This window comes from Kitasatospora sp. SUK 42, from assembly GCF_015776785.2.
Lineage (GTDB): Bacteria > Actinomycetota > Actinomycetes > Streptomycetales > Streptomycetaceae > Kitasatospora.
Window position 1 is genome coordinate 1,719,064 of record NZ_LFMD02000003.1, and the last position, 17,380, is coordinate 1,736,443.

Consider the following 17,380-nt stretch of genomic DNA (forward strand, 5'->3'; position numbering starts at 1 on the left):
TTTCATTTTGGTTTGCCGGGCTTTGGCCAAGAGCTGGCCCCGGTCGGGGAGGACGTCACAACGTTGAAGAACACCAGGAGAACCGCTGCGGCCGCGACGGCCGCAGCGGTCATAGTCACGCTCGGCGCGGGCCTGTTCCCGAGCACCGCCGTGGCGGCCGGCTCGGCGCCGGTCCCTCGGGACCCTGCCGACGCCGTTCAGTCCAGCACTGAGCACAACATCCCGGGTCCGCTGACCGCCAAGGTGGACGCCGAGCAGAAGGCCGCCACCGAGCAGCTGCTCAACGGCACCGCCAAGGTCGAGCAGCACAACGGCAGCACCAGCGTGAAGCTGGGCAAGGACAAGTACGTGGAGCTCGCCCGCGAGCGCACGGACAAGATCTTCACCATCCTGGTCGACTTCGGCGACCAGGTGGACAACACCACCAAGACGCCCGACGGCAAGATCAAGTTCGGTGGTGAGCCCGGCCCGAAGCACAACGAGATCGAGAAGCCGGACGCGGCCACCAACAACTCGACCGCCTGGCAGGCCGACTACAACCAGCAGCACTACCAGGACCTGTACTTCTCCAAGGACAAGCCCTCGCTGAAGACCTTCTACGAGAAGCAGTCCTCGGGCCGCTACTCGGTCGACGGCGTGGTCTCGGACTGGGTCCGGGTGCCGTGGAACGAGGCCCGGTACGGTTCGGACTACTGCGGCTCCAACGTCTGCGGCAGCGCCCAGGACCTGATCCGCGACGCCGTCGACATCTGGTACAAGGACCAGCTGGCGAAGGGTCAGACCAAGGAGCAGATCCAGGCGACCCTGGCCCAGTACGACCAGTGGGACCGCTACGGCTCGCACCACGACGGGAACTTCAACCAGCCCGACGGGTACATCGACCACTTCCAGATCGTGCACGCCGGCGAGGACAAGTCGGCCGGTGGCGGCAAGCAGGGCAGCAAGGCCCTGTGGGCCCACCGCTCGTACGTCTACGGCAACCTGCAGGGCCAGGCCGGCCCCGACAACAACAAGCTCGGCGGCGTCCAGGTCGGTGACTCCGGCTTCTGGATCGGCGACTACACGATGCAGCCGGAGAACGGCGGCCTCGGCGTCTTCGCCCACGAGTACGGCCACGACCTCGGTCTGCCGGACCTCTACGACACCGCGGGCAAGGGCATCGACAACTCGGTCGGCTTCTGGTCGCTGATGTCCTCCGGCTCCTGGCTCGGCGAGGGCAAGGACAGCATCGGCGACATGCCGAACGACCTCGACGCCTGGAGCAAGTACCAGCTCGGCTGGCTGAAGGCCGACCGCGCCAAGGCCGGCAAGGAGTCGACCCACCACATCGGCCCGGCGGAGTACAACACCAACCTCCCGCAGGGCCTGATCGTCGACCTGCCGAAGAAGAGCATCACCACCGACATCAACAAGCCGTTCAGCGGCAAGTACGAGTGGTGGAGCGGCAGCGCCGACAACCTGAACGTCACGCTCACCCACGACGTCGACCTGACCGGCAAGACCAAGGCCAGCCTGAACGCCAAGGCCTGGTACGAGCTGGAGCAGGACTTCGACTTCGCCTTCGGCGAGGTCTCCACCGACGGTGGCAAGAACTGGACCGTCCTGGACGGCACCTGGAACGGCCAGCCGCTGCCCAAGGACAACGGCCGCCCGGCCCTGTCCGGCCTCGCCGCGACCTGGGGCGACCTGTCCTTCCCGCTGGACGCCTACGCCGGCAAGCAGATCAAGGTCCGCTTCCACAACACCACCGACCCGGGCCTGCACTACCGCGGTCTGGCGCTGGACGACATCAACGTGACCGCCGACGGCGCCACGGTCTTCAGCGACGACGTCGAGAACGGTGACAACGGCTGGGTGGCCGACGGCTTCACCCGCTTCACCGGCACGTACACCAAGGACTACGCGCAGTACTACATCGCGGAGAACCGGCAGTACGTCTCCTTCGACCAGACCCTGAAGACCGGCCCGTACAACTTCGGCTGGAGCACCACCAAGCCGAACTGGGTCGAGCACTACCCGTACCAGCCCGGTCTGCTGATCTGGTACTGGGACGCTTCGCAGACCGACAACAACGTCAGCAACCACCCGGGCGAGGGTCTGGTCCTCCCGATCGACTCGCACCCGGCCCCGCTGAAGTGGTCGGACGGCACCCTGCTGCGTCCGCGCATGCAGGGCTACGACTCGACCTTCGGCTCGCGTCGCACCCCGGGCATGACGCTGCACAAGAACGGCGTCGAGACGGTCATCCCGAAGGCCAAGGGAGTCGACGAGTTCTCGGACCTGAAGGAGTACTGGTCCAAGGACAACCAGTACAGCAGCGTGAAGGTCCCGAAGACCGGCACCAGCATCGAGGTCGAGAACGAGTCCGCGAACTACCTGGAGACCTGGATCCGGGTTCGCCCGGTCGACAACTGATCGGCTGATCGCCGGTTGACCGCCCCGGTGGTCGAACGGTGACCTGACCGCTCGGTCCCTCCACGTCCGGCCCGCCCCCGCCATCGCGCGGGGGCGGGCCGGACGCTTTTGCGCCGCGTCAAACCCCGCGGGCGGGTGTCGCTGGTCACAGCCGCCCGGAGCGGTACGACCGGCGCTAGTAGCCGCCCGGTATGGGGCCCTCGGTCGGGTCGGGCCGGTCGAGGACTATCGGATCTCATGATCATTGCTCCGTCGGCTTGAATCTCCGGCGCCACGTTGACTACACGCCGTAGTACGTCACGGCGTTTGGGACTCCGCTCGGTGACCGTTAAACCTGAGTGGTCCCCCGCTCAGCACGCGCCCGATCGGGCGCTTCGTGCTGTCCCCGTACGACCGTGAGGTAGGCCCGGCGATGATCACCGTCCCGCCCGTGGGGCCGGCCGTACGCCGGCTCGCCGCTCGCACGTCGGCCCGGACGGCCGCCTGGCGGCCCCGCGTCGACCAGGCCGTCCGCACCCACGCCGCGCCGCCGCTGCGCGCGCTCGCCACCCCCCGGCACGCCACCCTGCCGGGCAGCCGTCAGCGGGCCGAGCGGGACCACGCGGTGGCCGCCGCCGGAGCGGCCGCGGTGCTGCTGGCCGGCGCGCTGCTGGTGGCCGCGCCGGGCAGCGCCTCGGCCCAGACCGTGCTGCCGACCACACCGGGCAGCTCGGCCTTCACCGCCCCGCAGGCGGCGGTGCCCGACCCGGGGCTGGTCCAGGTGGCCGGGCCCAGCCCGTACAAGCTGCCCGATGACGGCGAGTCGGCCCAGCAGTTCGTGGCGGTGGCGCCCAACCTGCTGGCGCTCGAACCCCCGGCCGCGGACCCCGCGCCGGCCCCGGAAGCAGGGTCCGCGCCCGCCCCGGAGGCGGAGCCGGAGCCCGAGCCGGCCCCCGCGCCCGCCCCGGAGTGGTCGGCGCCGGTGCCGGACGCACCGACCAGCAATCCGTACGGGGTGGCCAACTCCGAGTACGCCGCCGGGTACCACACCGGGGTGGACTTCGCGGTCGGCCCGGGCACGCCGGTGCTGGCGGTCGGCAACGCGACCGTGGAGTCGGCCCGCTGGGACGGCGCGTACGGCAAGGAGGTCGTGCTGCGGCTGGACGACGGGCGCTTCGCGCAGTACGCGCATCTGTCCGCGCTCTCGGTCTCGGCGGGCGACCGGGTGTCGGCGGGTCAGCGGGTCGGGCTGTCCGGGAGCACCGGCAACTCGACCGGGCCGCACCTGCACTTCGAGATCCGCACCAGCAACCGCTACGGCGCGGTGATCAACCCGATCGCGTACCTCTCCGGGCACGGCGTCACCGCGTTCTGACGGAACGGCGGCCCCGGTCGGCGGGCTCCCGGCCGGCGGGCTCTCAGTCGGCGGACCGGTCGGGGGGGCTGATCCGGGAGCCGATGTCCAACGCGACGTCCCGGGCCGCCCCGATCGCCGCCTCCACGGTGGGCGCCGGCTCCAGCGGCTCGCCCCAGACGTTCTCGGCGACGTGGCCGCAGGCCGCGTCGTCCTGCTTGAGCAGGAACATCGCCGAGTGCACGGTGAACAGCGCCATCGCGGCCCGCAGCCGGTCGTGGAAGTCCGCCCCCGGCCCGTGCACCAGCTGCATCATGGTGATCATGCGGTCCCGGAAGGCCAGCCCGGCCGGGGACTCGCGCAGGGCGGGCTGGTTCTCGTGGAAGAAGCGCAGCAGCGGCGTCCGCTCGGTCATGCCGTCCGCGAAGCGCCGGATCAGCTCGTCGCGCATCTCCGGGCTCCAGGGCTGCTTCCGGCCCCACTCGATGCTCTCGTCGATCGGCGCGGCCATCCGCTCGACGATGCCCAGGACGATGTCGTCCTTGGTCTTGAAGTGGTAGTAGAGCGCGGCCTTGGTGACACCCAGCCGGTCGGCGATCTCACGCAGCGAGGTCTGCTCGTAGCCCTGCTCCGAGAAGAGCTCCAGGGACACCTCGATGATGCGAGCCCGCGTATCGCTGCGGGGGCTGTGCGGAGTGCCCATGGCCTGCCTCATGACTGCGTCGGTGAACTGCTGCGGACCCCGGGGGTGGTGTCCGCCCCGGGCTCATTCTCCCTGCCCAGGCGGCCGGTCGGGAAACTGGCTTGACGACCGGCTAGGAAACAACCTACCGTGCCGACGATCGATAAACTAGCCGGGCGACAAGTAAGTGAGCCGCCGCACGGCCCGACGCTCGTCCGAACCACCCTCCGGGAGACCCCACCTCATGTCACAGTCCAAGACCGCCGGCCCGGTGCCGGAGGACAAGACGGCCGAGGAGGAGCAGCCGCGGTCACCCCGCGAGATCCGCCTCGTCATGGTCGGCCTGGTCGTCACCATGCTGCTGGCCATGCTCGACAACCTGATCGTCGGCACCGCGATGCCGACCATCGTCGGCGACCTGGGCGGCGCCGAGCACCTGTCCTGGGTCGTCACCGCGTACACCCTGGCCACCGCCGCCTCCACCCCGATCTGGGGCAAGCTCGGCGACATGTACGGCCGCAAGGGCACCTTCCTGACCTCGATCGTGATCTTCCTGGTGGGCTCGGCGCTGTCCGGCCTGTCGCAGAACATGAACGAGCTGATCGGCTTCCGCGCCGTGCAGGGCCTGGGCGCCGGCGGTCTGATGGTCGGCGTCATGTCGATCATGGGTGCGCTCGTCCCGCCGCGTGACCGCGGCAAGTACCAGGGCATGTTCGCCGCGGTGATGGCCCTCGCCACCATCGGCGGCCCGCTGGTCGGCGGCTTCATCACCGACCACCTGAGCTGGCACTGGACCTTCTACATCAACCTGCCGCTCGGCGTGATCGCGCTCGCCGTGGTCGTCGTCACCCTGAAGCTGCCGAAGGTCCGCAGCAACGCCAGGATCGACTACCTGGGCGCGATCCTGCTCACCGTCGGCATCACCTCGCTGGTCCTGATCACCACCTGGGGCGGCCAGCAGTACGAGTGGGGCTCCAAGCAGATCCTCGGCCTGACCGCGCTCGCCGCGGCCTCGCTGATCGCCTTCTGCTACGTGGAGCAGCGGGTCGAGGAGCCGATGCTGCCGCTGAGCCTGTTCCGGAACCTGAACTTCACCCTGGTCTCGATCATCGGCTTCGTCGTCGGCTTCGTGATGTTCGGCTCGACCGTCTTCCTGCCGCTCTACCAGCAGATCGTCCAGGGCGCCTCGGCGACCAACTCCGGCCTGCTGCTGATGCCGATGATGTTCGGCATGCTGGTGGTCTCGCTGGTCGTCGGCCAGGCCGTCACCAAGACCGGCAAGTACCGGGTCTTCCCGATCATCGGCACCATCGTGATGACCGGCGGCCTGATCCTGCTGTCCACCATGGGCACCGGCACCAGCAGCTTCACCTCGGCCTGCTGGATGATCGTGCTCGGCGCCGGCATGGGCTTCCTGATGCAGATCACCATGCTGGTCGCGCAGAACAGCGTCGAGCTCAAGGACATGGGCGTGGCCAGCTCCACCGCCACCCTGTTCCGCACCATCGGCGGTTCCTTCGGTGTCGCGCTGTTCGGCGCGCTGTTCAACAACCGGGTGACCGACACCATGACGGAGCGGCTGGCCGGGAAGCAGCTGCCCCCGGGCGGCATGAAGGACCCGGGGCAGATGAGCCCGGCCGACCTGCGCCAGCAGCCCGAGTTCCTGCAGGACGCCTACCACCACGCGGTGTCCAACGGCATGCACACCGTCTTCCTCTGGGGCGCCGGCGTGGCCGTGATCGCGATCGCCGCGGCGGTGTTCCTGCGCGAGGTGCCGCTGCGCGGCACCGGCAAGGACGAGAAGCCGGCCGAGGCCTCGCTGGAGGCCGCGGCCATCTGACGACCGCGAACCGCACGACGGCGCCCCCGGGAGGCTCACACCTCCCGGGGGCGCCGTCGTCGCGTCGGCCAGGGCCTGTCCGGCGGGCCGACCCTACTGCGGGAGCCGGTAGACGCCCTGCTCCACGGGCTCGACCAGGCCGTCGGCGACCAGCCCGTCCAGTGCCCTGGCCCGCTGCACCGCGTCCGGCCAGACCGCGTCCAGCCGGGCCTGCGGCACCGTGCCGTGCGCCTCGCGCAGCACCGCGAGCAGCTTGCCGCGCACCTGGCGGTCCGTGCCCTCGTACGTCTGGCCGCGCCGGGCCGGGCCCTCGTACGGTGGGCGGCCGGCCCGCTGCCAGGCGCAGGAGGTGAACAGCGGGCAGTCCCCGCACTCCGGGCCGCGGGCGGTGCAGACCAGCGCGCCCAGCTCCATCACGCCGACCGCCCAGGTGGCGGCGGTCTCGGCGTCGTCGGGCAGCAGCGCGGTCGCGGTGCGGCGCTCGGCGGCGGTGGTGGCCTGGGCCGGGTACTCGACACCGGTCACCGCGCGGGCGAAGACCCGGCGGACGTTGGTGTCCAGCACCACGTGCCGCTGGCGGTAGGCGAAGGAGGCGACCGCGGCGGCGGTGTACTCCCCCACCCCGGGCAGCGAGAGCAGCGTGGCGTGGTCGTCCGGGACCTCCCCGCCGTGCTCCTCGGTGATCGCCACGGCGGCCGCGTGCAGCCGCAGCGCGCGGCGCGGGTAGCCCAGCCGGCCCCACATCCGGACCGCCTCGCCGGGCGCCTCGGCGGCGAGGTCGGCCGGGGTGGGCCAGCGGGTCATCCAGGCCTCCCAGGCGGGCAGCACCCGCTTCACGGGGGTCTGCTGGAGCATGAACTCGCTCACCATGACCGCCCAGGGCGTCGCGTCCGGGGCCCGCCAGGGCAGGTCGCGCTTGCTGGCCTCGTACCAGTCGATGACGGTCGAGTGCAGCACGGGCAGGGGCAGCCGGGGGGCGGGTACGGCTTCGGTGGCGGTGATGGCAGTCATGGCCCTTCGATCCTCCCATGACCGCGGGCCCGACCGAAGTGGAGGATCAGGCTCCGAATGCCCGAAAACCGCCGGGAGGACCCGGTTCGGAGGCTCCCTCGAACGGCTCAAATGGCGGATCATGTGAAGGAAGGGGCGACTGTGCGGTGTTGGTGAGTCAATAGCCACACACAGTCTCGTAGAGTTTGATCGTGCCCTCTCTGCGTCAACCCGTAGGACCGCTGCCGGCCTCGATCTACTGGCGTCGGCGCATCGTCGTGCTCGTCGCCGCCGCGGCGGTGATCGCCCTGATCGCCTGGCTGATGACCGATCAGGGAGGTGACGGCGGCTCACAGAGCAAGGCCGCACAGGCCGTACCGTCCCCGTCCCAGTCCCAGAGCCAGACACCCGCGCAGGCGATCACGCCGGGCGCCTCCCCGAGCGGCCCCGCGGCGCCTCCGGGCGGCGGTGGTGCCGGGGGCAACCCCGGCGGCGGCCCGGTGGCCGGCGGGGGCGGCAGCGAGGTCAGCCTCAGCAACGGCGGCACCGGCGGCGGCGCGTCCGGCTCGGGCGGCGGCGCTCCGGCGGTGAACACCACCGAGGTGATGGCGCTGCCGGTCTGCGCCTCCTCGCAGGTGGCGCTGGAGCTCGCCGGCGCCCAGAACTCGTTCCAGCCCAAGGACAAGCCGCGGCTGGCCCTGACGGTCAAGAACTCCTCCGGCACCAACTGCCGGGTGGACCTGGGCCGTAGCGCCTCGGTGATCACCGTGAGCGGCAACAGCAACGACCGGGTCTGGTCCTCCGGCGACTGCCCGTCCGACAAGGGCAGCATCTGGGTGCAGCTCCCGGCCAACGGCAGCCAGACCGAGACCTTCACCTGGGACCGCAGCCGCAGCAAGCCGCAGTGCGCGACCGCCGAGCAGACGCCGCCGGCGAACGGGACCTACGTGGTGCTCGCGGAGCTCACCGGGCTCTCGGGCGACAAGGTGTCGGCGCGGACCTCGATCCGGCTGGACAGCTGAGGATCGGTCAACCACCCCGTACGGAGCCCCCGGCCGCTGAGCGGTCGGGGGCTCCGGCGTTGGATCCGGGACGGGCCCGAGACGCCGGACGGCCCCCGGGGAAGCGTTTCTCCGGGGGCCGTCCGCAGGCTGGTCGTCCGGTCAGACGTAGCGCTCCAGGATGGACGATTCGGCAAGGCGGGACAGGCCCTCGCGGACCGAGCGGGCGCGGGTCTCGCCGACGCCCTCGACCGTCTGGAGGTCGTCGATGCTGGCGGCGAGCAGCTTCTGCAGGCCGCCGAAGTGCTCGACCAGGCGCTCTATCACCGTGTTGGGCAGGCGCGGGATCTTCGCCAGCAGGCGGTAGCCGCGCGGGGAGACGGCGGAGTCCAGCGACTCCGGCGAGCCCGAGTAGCCGAGCGCCTTGGCGACCGTCTGGAGGTCCAGCAGTTCGGCGTGGGTGAGCGCCTCCAGGTCGGCCAGCACCTCGTTGACCGTCCGGCCCTTCTTGGCGGCCCGCTCGGGGAAGTAGTCCCGGGCGACCAGTTCGCGCTCCGGCTCCACGCCCGCGATCAGCTCGTCCAGCTGGAGCGAGAGCAGCCGGCCGTCGATGCCGAGCTCCAGCACGTAGCCGGCGATCTCGGTGGCGATCAGCCGGACCATCTCCAGGCGCTGGGCCACCGCCGTGACGTCCCGGACCGTCACCAGGTCCTCGATCTCCAGCGCGGAGAGCGTGCCGGCCACCTCGTCCAGGCGCAGCTTGTAGCGCTCCAGGGTGGCCAGCGCCTGGTTGGCGCGGGAGAGGACCGTGGTGGAGTCCTCCAGCACCCGGCGGGTGCCGTTGACGTACATGGCGATCAGCCGCATCGAGTGCGAGACCGCGACCACCGGGAAGCCGGTCTGCCGGTTGACCCGCTCGGCGGTGCGGTGGCGGGTGCCCGTCTCGTCGGTGGGGATGGTGGAGTCCGGCATCAGGTGGACGCCGGCCCGGACGATCTTGGTGATGTCCTTGTCGAGGACCACCGCGCCGTCGAGCTTGCACAGCTCGCGCAGACGGGTCGCGCTGAACTCGACGTCCAGGACGAACCCGCCGGTGCACAGGGACTCGACGGTCTTGTCGAAGCCCAGCACGATCAGGCCACCGGTGTTGGCCCGCAGGACCCGTTCCAGGCCGTCACGAAGCGCGGTACCGGGCGCGATGGCGGTGAGGGAGGCCCGCAGCAGGGCCTCCTCACGGGAGGCCTTGTCCGCCCCCCGGTCGCTGGCTGCCACGTGACTCCTCCGGTCGACCCGTGCCGCGCGCCTCACGCCTTGCGCCGGTCCGCGGTCTGTTGCTCTGTCGCTCAGTACCGCTCCGGTACTGCCTTTTGGCCAATGAGACTGGGGAAAGTCTAACTGCGTGCGGCTTCGGCAGGGCTTGGGTCAGCGCAGTTCGTCGGAGTCGAGCGGCTCCCAGCCGTCCATCAGCTCCTCCGGGTAGGCCGGGACCGGGGCCGCGCGGGGTGCCGGCGGGGCCGACGGGGCCTCACCACGCGCCTCGCCGCGCGGCTTGGCGGCGGCCCGGCGGCGGCCCGGGATGGCCCGCAGCGCCTCGCCGATGTCGGCCACCTCGACCACCTTCATGCCCGGCGGCACCTTGCCCGGGTCCGGCGGGACCAGGGCGTGGGTGAAGCCCAGCCGGTGCGCCTCGGCGAGCCGCCGCTGCACACCCGTCACCCGCCGCACCTCGCCCGCGAGGCCGACCTCGCCGATCGCCACCAGGTTGCTGGGCAGCGGGGTGTCGGTGGAGGAACTGGCCACCGCGAGCGCGACCGCGAGGTCCGCGGAGGGCTCGGACAGCTTCACCCCGCCGACCGTCGCGGTGTAGATGTCCTGCTTGCCGAGCTTCACCCCGCCGTGCCGCTCGACCACGGCCAGGATCATCGCGATCCGGGGCGACTCCAGGCCCGAGGTGGTGCGGCGCGGGGAGGGGATCTGCGAATCCACCATCAGCGCCTGCACCTCGGCCACCAGCGGGCGCTTGCCCTCCAGGGTGACGGTGAGGCAGGTGCCCGGAACGGGCTTGTCACGCCTGGTCAGGAAGAGGCCGGACGGGTCGGCCAGGCCGACGATGCCCTCGTCGTGCAGCTCGAAGCAGCCCACCTCGTCGGTGGCTCCGTAGCGGTTCTTGACGCCGCGGATGAGCCGGAGCCGGGCGTGCCGGTCGCCCTCGAAGCTCAGCACCACGTCCACCAGGTGCTCCAGCAGGCGCGGGCCGGCGATCTGGCCGTCCTTGGTCACGTGGCCGACCAGCAGGGTGGCCATGCCCCGCTCCTTGGACGCCCGGATCAGCGCGTTCGCCACCTCGCGGACCTGGGCCGGGCCGCCGGGGGCGCCGTCCAGCTCGGCCGAGGCGATGGTCTGCACCGAGTCCAGGATCAGCAGGCCGGGGTTGACCGCCTCGATGTGCCCGAGCACGGCGCCGAGGTCGGACTCGGCGGCGAGGTAGAGGTGCTCGGAGAGCGCGTTGATCCGGTCGGCGCGCAGCCGGACCTGGCTCGCCGACTCCTCGCCGGTGACGTAGAGCGTGCGGTGCTGCCCGGTGGCCGCCTTGGCGGCGACGTCCAGCAGCAGGGTGGACTTGCCGACGCCGGGCTCGCCGGCCAGCAGCACCACCGCGCCGGGGACCAGCCCGCCGCCGAGCACCCGGTCCAGCTCCGGCACGCCCGTCGAGCGGGCCGTCGCGACCTGGCCGTCCACCTGGGCGATCGGGCGGGCGGGCGCACTGACCGGGCCGGCCGCGGTGGTGCGGATCGGCACCGCGCCGTACTCCTCGACCGTGCCCCAGGCGTTGCACTCCGGGCAGCGGCCGACCCACTTGGGCAGCTGGTTGCCGCACTCGGTGCAGCGGTAGGCCGGGCGCGGCTTGGCGGTGGTCTTGGAACGCGGAGGCATGCGGCCCACCGTAGCGCCTGGGTACGACAGCGCCCGGTCCCGTGGCACGGCCCACACAGATGGGCGATGTTGTTACCCGAAAGAAGTACATACACGGCGAACGACGGGGCCGGTCGGCCCTTCGTGCCTACCGTCGTACGGGTGACAACGCGAACTGTTGGACCCGGGGCCGGGACGCGGGCCGCCGCGGTGCTCGCGGCGTACGACCGGCAGGCGGACGCCCTGTTCACCTACTGCCTCTCGGTGCTGTGCGAGCACGACGCGGCCGCCGCGGCGCTGCGCGAGGTCCGCGAGCTGGCGCGGCGGCACGGCACCCGGCTGGCCGAGCCCGGGCTGGTGCGGGCGTGGCTGTTCTCGCTGGCCCGCTACTGCTGCCTGCGGCGGCTGGCGGACGGGACCGGGCGGGAACCCGGGGCGGAGCCGGCCGAGGCCGAGGCGGCCCGGCGGCGGCGCGAGCTGGCCTCGCTCGCCTGGCCGGAGGCGGCCGGTACGGACCCGGAGCAGCGCGAGGCGCTGGAACTGTCCGTCCGGCACCGGCTGACCCCGCTGGAGGTCGCGGCGGTCCTGGGCCTGCCGTTCGAACGGACCCGCGAACTGCTCGCCGCCGCCGAGGCCGAGGTCGCCCGGACCAGGACGGCGCTGCTGGTGCTCGGGGTGGGCAACTGCCCGGAGCTGGACCGGCTCGGCGGCGCCGGGGCGGAGTCCTGGCGGGACTGGGTGCTCGGCCCGGCGCTGCGGCGGGAGCTGGTGCAGCACGTGGTGGACTGCCCGACCTGCCGGGGGACGGCGGAGCGGGTGGCCGCCGGGGAGGCGGCGGAGGGCCCGCCGGGGCGGGCGGGGCTGCGGCTGCTGACCGCGCCCGTGCCGGTGGCGGACGGGGTGGTGGCGTGTCCGCCGTCGGCGGGCGGGGCGGGCGGGGCGGGGTTGCGGTTCGACCACGGCGGCTTCCCCCGGCACCGCGCGCCGGACACGGGCCGGGGGCTGGCGGTCCGGCGGCGGGTGGTGACCACCGGGGTGCTCGCGGCCGTGCTGGCGGCGCCGGTGGTCGCGCTCTGGGCCGGGCACCGGGGCGATGGCGGGGCGGGGTCGCCGGCCGCGGTCTCGGCGGTGCGGGTCGACGGGGCCGGACGGCAGGGCGGGCAGCGGCCGCCGCAACCGCCGTCGGCGGCGGGGGAGGCGGCGGGCGCGGCCGGCGGCCCCGGAATGCAGGGGGCGCAGGGGGCGCAGGGGATGCCGGGGATGGAGCTGGCGGGTGCGGGGGTACGTGGTTCGGGCGGGGTGGGCTCGGGCGGTGCAGAAACGTTGCTTCCGGGCTTCGCTCGGCTCGTCTTCCAAGGGCCGCTGGTCCCGGTGCCGGCCCGGGACACGACGCGGCTCGACAGCCCGGCCCTGGTCGCCGCCCCCGCCCTCGCGGTCGAGCGGGCCTCCGCCCCCGGACCGGACCCGGTCGACCGAGCCCCGGCCGGGCTGCTCACCGTCGAGGCCAGCGAGTACGGCAACCGGACAGTGATCACCCTCACCAACTCCGGTACGACGGAGATCCGTTGGCACGCCGTGACGGACGCCGACTGGCTGCGGCTCAGCCGCGACTCGGGGGCGCTGGCGCCCGGGCAGCGGATCACCGTGATCGTCACGGTGGACCAGGACCGCGCGCCCACCACGCACTGGACCGCCCGGATCGCGCTGCCGCCCTCGCAGGCGGTGGTCACCCTGGAGGGCGGGCCGCAGAACCGGGGCGGCTCGGCGTCCTCCCCGGCGGAGCCGCCGCCGGGAGCGGGCGGGACGGCGACAGCCACCCCGACGGCGGGGCCGACGACGCCGACGCCGACGCCGAGCGGGCCGTCGGGCACCCCGTCGGGCACGCCCTCCTCGGCGCCCTCGCCCTCCGGATCGGCCTCGCCGAGCGGCACACCGACGCCCTCGGAGACCGGCACGGCGTCACCGCACCCGACGGGCACGGCGACGGCGGACCCGTCGGGGCACTAGTCAGGGCCTGTCCGGCGGATCGTGTCGGATCAGACCACGGCGCCCGAGTGCGTGCGTCGCAAGGCGCAGGCGGGAGCACCTCCCGGCCGAAGGCTGGGGGCACGTCGCGGGCCCGGCAAGGATCCGCCGGACCGGCCCTAGTCCACGCGCTGGATCGGGGGGAGCTGGTAGCTGCCGTCCAGCACCGGTGCCTTCGGCTGGTAGAGCCGGATGATCGGGCGGAACTCGCCGGGCGGGGTGGGGAGCCAGTTGGCGGCGGCGACGGGGTCCTCGGGCTGGTCGTGCTGGAGGGTCAGGGTCAGTGAGCCGTCCTCGGCGTGGACCAGGCCGGGGGTGCGGTCGCCGATCGAGTAGCGGTCGATCGGGTTCTCCACCAGGTAGTAGTCCGGGACGGAGTACATCGTGACGGACCAGAAGGCCTCGACCGGCGGCGGCTGGTCGAAGCGGAGGGTGTAGGCGTGGGCGCCGTTGAGCGGGTGGCCGTCGGAGTCGTCGTAGGTCATCGCGTACGAGGCCTCGTAGGAGTGGTTGCCCCACAGCCCGGCCCGGGCGGCGGCCGCTCGGCTGAGGTAGGCGGCGCGGCGGTCGGGGATGCGCCACTCGGGGTCGTCCAGGGTGCCGGGGCCGAGGTGGTCGATGCTGTAGTCGAAGAGGTGGAGTGTGGAGCGCCACTCGCCGGGCGGGTGGTCCTCGGGCGGGCGGGTGGCGGCGTCGACCCGCTCGCGCCCGGCGGCCAGGCCCTTGGCGAGCGCGAGGGTCCACTCCGGGGCGGCCGCGCGGTACGGCGAGACCCCGTCGTCCAGCAGGCCGAGCGGGGCGAAGCGGCGCTGGTACTCGATGTCGGGGGTGGCCGGCGGGAAGGCCTGCATCCACACCCGCAGGCGCTCGAAGAAGGCCAGCCGCTCGGGGACGTCCGGGTCGGGCTCGGGCAGTCCGGCGACCAGGCCGCCGCGCTCCAGCGGCTCCAGCCGCAGGCCCTCCTGCAGGGCCCGGACCCGGGACAGGTCGCCCGGGCCGGTGCAGGCGAAGCGGCCGACCACGGTGCCGACGGTGGTCGGCATTTCGATCACCCGGTTCGGGTCCGGCGGGGTGCCGTGCCAGTCCGGTGGGACGATCAGCCAGGTCTGTGCGCCGGTGCCGGTGGCCCGGCGGCCGAGGTAGGCGACGTTGTCCGTCCAGGCGCCGATGAACTGCAGCACGTAGTAGGCGTCCGCGGTGTCCGGGACGTGCAGCACCTGCGGGCCCTCGGAGAGGTCGAGCTGGGCGATCGAGTAGATCGTGTCGTTGTTGACGGAGACGAACGGATCGCCCGGTCCGGCCAGCCGGGTGGCGTGGCTGAAGTGGTTGTACGGCGCCGCCGGGAGGGTGCCCAGGCCGCCGTCGGCGAAGCGCTGGACCATGGTGAGGCCGGCGACCAGCGGGTAGCCGTAGACGTAGGCGTCGGCGGCCAGGGCCTCCAGCTCGGGCTGGTTCATCGGGGGTCCTTCGTCCGGTAGGGGTGGTCGGCGCGGGCCGGAACAGCGCGCGGTCGGGGTCGGCGCGGGCCGGGGTCAGCGCGGGTCGAGCGGCGGGGGCCGCCAGCGTCCGTCCAGGACGGACGGGTCCGGTCCGTAGAGCCGGATCACGACGGTGAACGGGCCGTCGGGGGCGGGCAGCCAGTTGGCGGAGTGCTGGGCGTCGGCGGGCCGCTTGTGCTGGACGTAGAGGGTGAGTCCGCCGTCCGGGTCGCGGACCAGGCCGGGGGTGCGGTCGCCGATCGAGTAGCGGTCCAGGGTGTTGTCGACCAGCCGGCCGCCGGGGAGGGCGTACATGGTGGCGGACCAGGAGAACCGGGCCGGGGGCAGGCCGCCCGGGCCGAAGCGGATGAGGTGGTCGCGGTCGCTGGCGTTGGGCGGGCGACGGCCGGCGCTGTCCGCCGTCCAGCCGCCGCGCCAGACCTCCTCGGCGGGCAGCCCGTAGAGGTCGAGCCGCGCACCGAGCGCCTGGCGGAGGAAGTCGGCGCCGATCCGTTCGCGGGTGCCGAAGAGGGCCGCCTCGGCGGGGAGTTCGGCGGTGCCGCGCTCCAGCCGCACCCGGCCGTCGGCGATGCCGCGCTCGATCTCGGCGCGGACCTCCAGGGGCAGGGCGGCGGGCTCGAACTCGCCCCGGCCGTCGATGCCGAGGTCCGCCAGACGGCCGCGCAGGTCGGCCTCGGCGGGCGGCAGCGCGCTGGTCAGCGGGAAGAAGCCGAGCAGGAAGTCGAGGAGGCCGAGGCACTCGACGGTGTCCACCACCTCGTCGCGCCAGACCGGCCAGACCGGCTCGGGGGCGGGCGGCGGCGCGGGCGTCCCGGCGTACTCGTGCAGCGGGCGCAGCCGGTACTGCTCCTGGAGGGCCTTCAGTTCGGCCAGGTCGGCGGGGGTGTTCCCGGTCCGGCCGGTGCGGCCGACGATGCCGACCAGCCGGCTGGCGGTGCGGATGACGCTCTTGACGCCGGGCGGGGGCTCGCCCTGCCAGTCGGGGCCGGCCACCAGGTGGTCGCCGGCCTCCTGGCCGGTGGTCAGGGCGCCGATGAACCCGGCGTGGACGGTGTCGAGGTCGTGCACCGGGAGGACGTAGTAGCGGTCCTCGGCGGGGACGGAGACCACCCAGGGCTCGGCCCGCAGGTCCAGCCAGGCCCAGGAGCGGGGGGTGTCGTTGTCGGGGGCGACGAGGTCGGTGTCGGCGGGGGTGAAGGGCCGTGGGTGGTGGCGGAAGACGCCGAAGCCGCCGACGTAGCCGGGGTCCGCGTCGTCCAGCGCCTGGGCGTAGAGGGTGCGGTAGTTCCGCAGGATCGGATAGGCGCGGATCCAGGCCTCGGCGGCGGTCGCGCGGACGGTGGCCGGGTCCACGAGTGCCGGGTTGACCATGCTGTCGCTCTCCCACTGCCGGTGAAGATCGGATTCGCAGGACAGATCGGTACACATCGGATGCTAAGTGGGGCGGGGTGGGGCGGCATGTCGGGTGGTCCGTGCCCGCACGGGTCCGTCGGCGCGCCCCGGGCGGTGCTCCGCTCAGCGCGGGGTCGACGGTGCTCCCCTCGGCGCGAGGTCGGACGGTGCTCTGCTCAGCGCGAAGTCGGGCGTAGCCGCGGGGCGGCGGGGAGAGGCTGGCCGGTATGAAGATCCTTCTGCTCGGAGGCTCGTCCTTCCTCGGACGGGCCTACGCCGCCGAGGCCCTCGCCCGCGGCCACCAGGTGACCACCTTCAACCGCGGCCGCAGCGCCGCCGATCTTCCCGGGGTCGAGGCCGTCCGGGGCGACCGCGACAGCGCCGAGGACCTCGCCCGACTGGTCGACGGCCGCGGCTGGGACGCCGTCGTCGACACCTCCGCCCGACAGCCCGCACAGGCCGCGCTCTCGGCCCGGCTGCTGCGCGAGCGGGCCGGCCACTACAGCTTCGTCTCCTCGGTGCACGCCTACGCCGACTGGGCCGGCCAGGTGATCACCGAGGACTCCCCGCTGCTCCCCTGCCCCGCCGACACCCCGCCCGGCCAGCCGTTCGGCCGCGAGCTGAAGGCCGGCTGCGAGCGCGCGGTGCTGGAGGGCTTCGGCGCCGAACGCTCGCTGATCCTCAGCAGCGGGCTGCTGATCGGACCGCACGAGATCGGCGGCCGGCTGCCCTGGTGGCTGGAGCGGATGGCGCGCGGCGGGCGGGTGCTCGCCCCCGGCGATCCGGGGCGGACCATGCAGGTGATCGACGTCCGGGACTTCGCCGCGTTCGGGCTCGACCGGCTGACGGCCGGGACGGCGGGGCGCTTCCTCACCACGGCGCCGCCCGGGGTGCTCACCTTCGGGGAGTGGCTGGAGACCTGCCGGGAGGTCGCGGGCGCGGCGGACACCGAACTGGTCTGGGTCGAGGACGCCCGGCTGCTCGCCGAGGGGCCGGACCAGGTCGACCCCTGGCTCGAACTGCCCTTCTGGGCGCCGGACCTGCCGGACTGGGCGAACATCTGGCAGGTCGACAGCGGCCGCGCCCGGGCGGCCGGGCTGCGCTGCCGACCGTTCGCCGAGACCGCGCGGGACACCTGGGAGTGGCTGCGCACCCGGGAGTCGTCCGAGGACACCGAGGCCGACGGGCGCAAGCCGGTGCCGGAGTCGACGTTCCGGCAGGGCATCGAACCGGCCAAGGAACAGCGGCTGCTGGCCGCACACGGATGAGCCGGCTCAGGTGAGCCACCGG

Annotated in this window: 12 protein-coding genes; 6 read left to right on the top strand and 6 right to left on the bottom strand. The window is 73.1% G+C overall.

Translation table 11 applies throughout. From position 1 onward, the window contains the following. The first annotated feature begins 63 nt into the window (after positions 1 to 63). Both RZ50_RS17455 and RZ50_RS17460 read left to right on the top strand, forming a co-directional pair. Positions 64 to 2,415 carry an immune inhibitor A domain-containing protein gene (locus RZ50_RS17455; RefSeq protein WP_196946983.1) on the top strand — a complete coding sequence of 784 codons (2,352 nt, stop codon included), beginning with the start codon at positions 64 to 66 and terminating at the stop codon, positions 2,413 to 2,415. A gap of 412 nt (positions 2,416 to 2,827) precedes the next feature. Continuing rightward, positions 2,828 to 3,769 (top strand): M23 family metallopeptidase, encoded by a 942-nt coding sequence (locus RZ50_RS17460; protein ID WP_196946984.1) that lies wholly within the window; start codon positions 2,828 to 2,830, stop codon positions 3,767 to 3,769. 43 nt (positions 3,770 to 3,812) lie between these two features. Here the strand turns inward: RZ50_RS17460 and RZ50_RS17465 are convergent, their stop codons facing one another. Further along, complete coding sequence (locus RZ50_RS17465) at positions 3,813 to 4,400, bottom strand: TetR/AcrR family transcriptional regulator (protein WP_217680591.1); 588 nt, start codon at positions 4,398 to 4,400, stop codon at positions 3,813 to 3,815. A gap of 274 nt (positions 4,401 to 4,674) precedes the next feature. On the opposite strand from RZ50_RS17465, the gene RZ50_RS17470 reads away from it, so the two are divergent. Next, positions 4,675 to 6,270, top strand: a complete 1,596-nt coding sequence (locus RZ50_RS17470) for an MDR family MFS transporter (protein WP_196946986.1) — start codon at positions 4,675 to 4,677, stop codon at positions 6,268 to 6,270. A gap of 93 nt (positions 6,271 to 6,363) precedes the next feature. Here the strand turns inward: RZ50_RS17470 and RZ50_RS17475 are convergent, their stop codons facing one another. Then, entirely contained in the window at positions 6,364 to 7,281 is a 918-nt protein-coding gene (locus tag RZ50_RS17475; protein WP_196946987.1) for an A/G-specific adenine glycosylase, read from the bottom strand. A gap of 191 nt (positions 7,282 to 7,472) precedes the next feature. On the opposite strand from RZ50_RS17475, the gene RZ50_RS17480 reads away from it, so the two are divergent. Then, complete coding sequence (locus RZ50_RS17480; protein WP_217680593.1) at positions 7,473 to 8,282, top strand: hypothetical protein; 810 nt, start codon at positions 7,473 to 7,475, stop codon at positions 8,280 to 8,282. A 141-nt stretch (positions 8,283 to 8,423) separates the two neighbouring features. On the opposite strand, the gene disA is transcribed toward RZ50_RS17480, so the two are convergent. Then, on the bottom strand, positions 8,424 to 9,482 hold the full coding sequence (disA, locus tag RZ50_RS17485) for a DNA integrity scanning diadenylate cyclase DisA (protein ID WP_196946991.1): 1,059 nt from the start codon (positions 9,480 to 9,482) through the stop codon (positions 8,424 to 8,426). 201 nt (positions 9,483 to 9,683) lie between these two features. After that, positions 9,684 to 11,195, bottom strand: a complete 1,512-nt coding sequence (radA, locus tag RZ50_RS17490) for a DNA repair protein RadA (protein WP_196946990.1) — start codon at positions 11,193 to 11,195, stop codon at positions 9,684 to 9,686. A gap of 141 nt (positions 11,196 to 11,336) precedes the next feature. On the opposite strand from radA, the gene RZ50_RS30155 reads away from it, so the two are divergent. Continuing rightward, on the top strand, positions 11,337 to 13,181 hold the full coding sequence (locus RZ50_RS30155; protein ID WP_217680595.1) for a hypothetical protein: 1,845 nt from the start codon (positions 11,337 to 11,339) through the stop codon (positions 13,179 to 13,181). A 137-nt stretch (positions 13,182 to 13,318) separates the two neighbouring features. Here RZ50_RS30155 and RZ50_RS17500 read toward each other — a convergent pair whose 3' ends face one another. Both RZ50_RS17500 and RZ50_RS17505 read right to left on the bottom strand, forming a co-directional pair. Continuing rightward, positions 13,319 to 14,656 carry a DUF1254 domain-containing protein gene (locus RZ50_RS17500; protein ID WP_196948491.1) on the bottom strand — a complete coding sequence of 446 codons (1,338 nt, stop codon included), beginning with the start codon at positions 14,654 to 14,656 and terminating at the stop codon, positions 13,319 to 13,321. A gap of 75 nt (positions 14,657 to 14,731) precedes the next feature. After that, a complete protein-coding gene (locus RZ50_RS17505) occupies positions 14,732 to 16,069 on the bottom strand; it encodes a DUF1254 domain-containing protein (RefSeq protein WP_196948492.1) in 1,338 nt (445 codons plus the stop codon). A gap of 248 nt (positions 16,070 to 16,317) precedes the next feature. Here RZ50_RS17505 and RZ50_RS17510 point away from each other — a divergent pair, with 248 nt between their 5' ends. Beyond that, entirely contained in the window at positions 16,318 to 17,358 is a 1,041-nt protein-coding gene (locus RZ50_RS17510; RefSeq protein ID WP_196948493.1) for an NAD-dependent epimerase/dehydratase family protein, read from the top strand. Positions 17,359 to 17,380: the final 22 nt, after the last annotated feature.

Bases quoted from the DNA above. Each gene is read 5' to 3' on its own strand.
- radA (WP_196946990.1), bottom strand. From the start codon at position 11,195: ATGCCTCCGCGTTCCAAGACCACCGCCAAGCCGCGCCCGGCCTACCGC.
- RZ50_RS17500 (WP_196948491.1), bottom strand. From the start codon at position 14,656: ATGAACCAGCCCGAGCTGGAGGCCCTGGCCGCCGACGCCTACGTCTAC.
- RZ50_RS17510 (WP_196948493.1), top strand. From the start codon at position 16,318: ATGAAGATCCTTCTGCTCGGAGGCTCGTCCTTCCTCGGACGGGCCTAC.
- RZ50_RS17505 (WP_196948492.1), bottom strand. From the start codon at position 16,069: ATGGTCAACCCGGCACTCGTGGACCCGGCCACCGTCCGCGCGACCGCC.
- RZ50_RS17460 (WP_196946984.1), top strand. From the start codon at position 2,828: ATGATCACCGTCCCGCCCGTGGGGCCGGCCGTACGCCGGCTCGCCGCT.
- RZ50_RS17475 (WP_196946987.1), bottom strand. From the start codon at position 7,281: ATGACTGCCATCACCGCCACCGAAGCCGTACCCGCCCCCCGGCTGCCC.
- RZ50_RS17470 (WP_196946986.1), top strand. From the start codon at position 4,675: ATGTCACAGTCCAAGACCGCCGGCCCGGTGCCGGAGGACAAGACGGCC.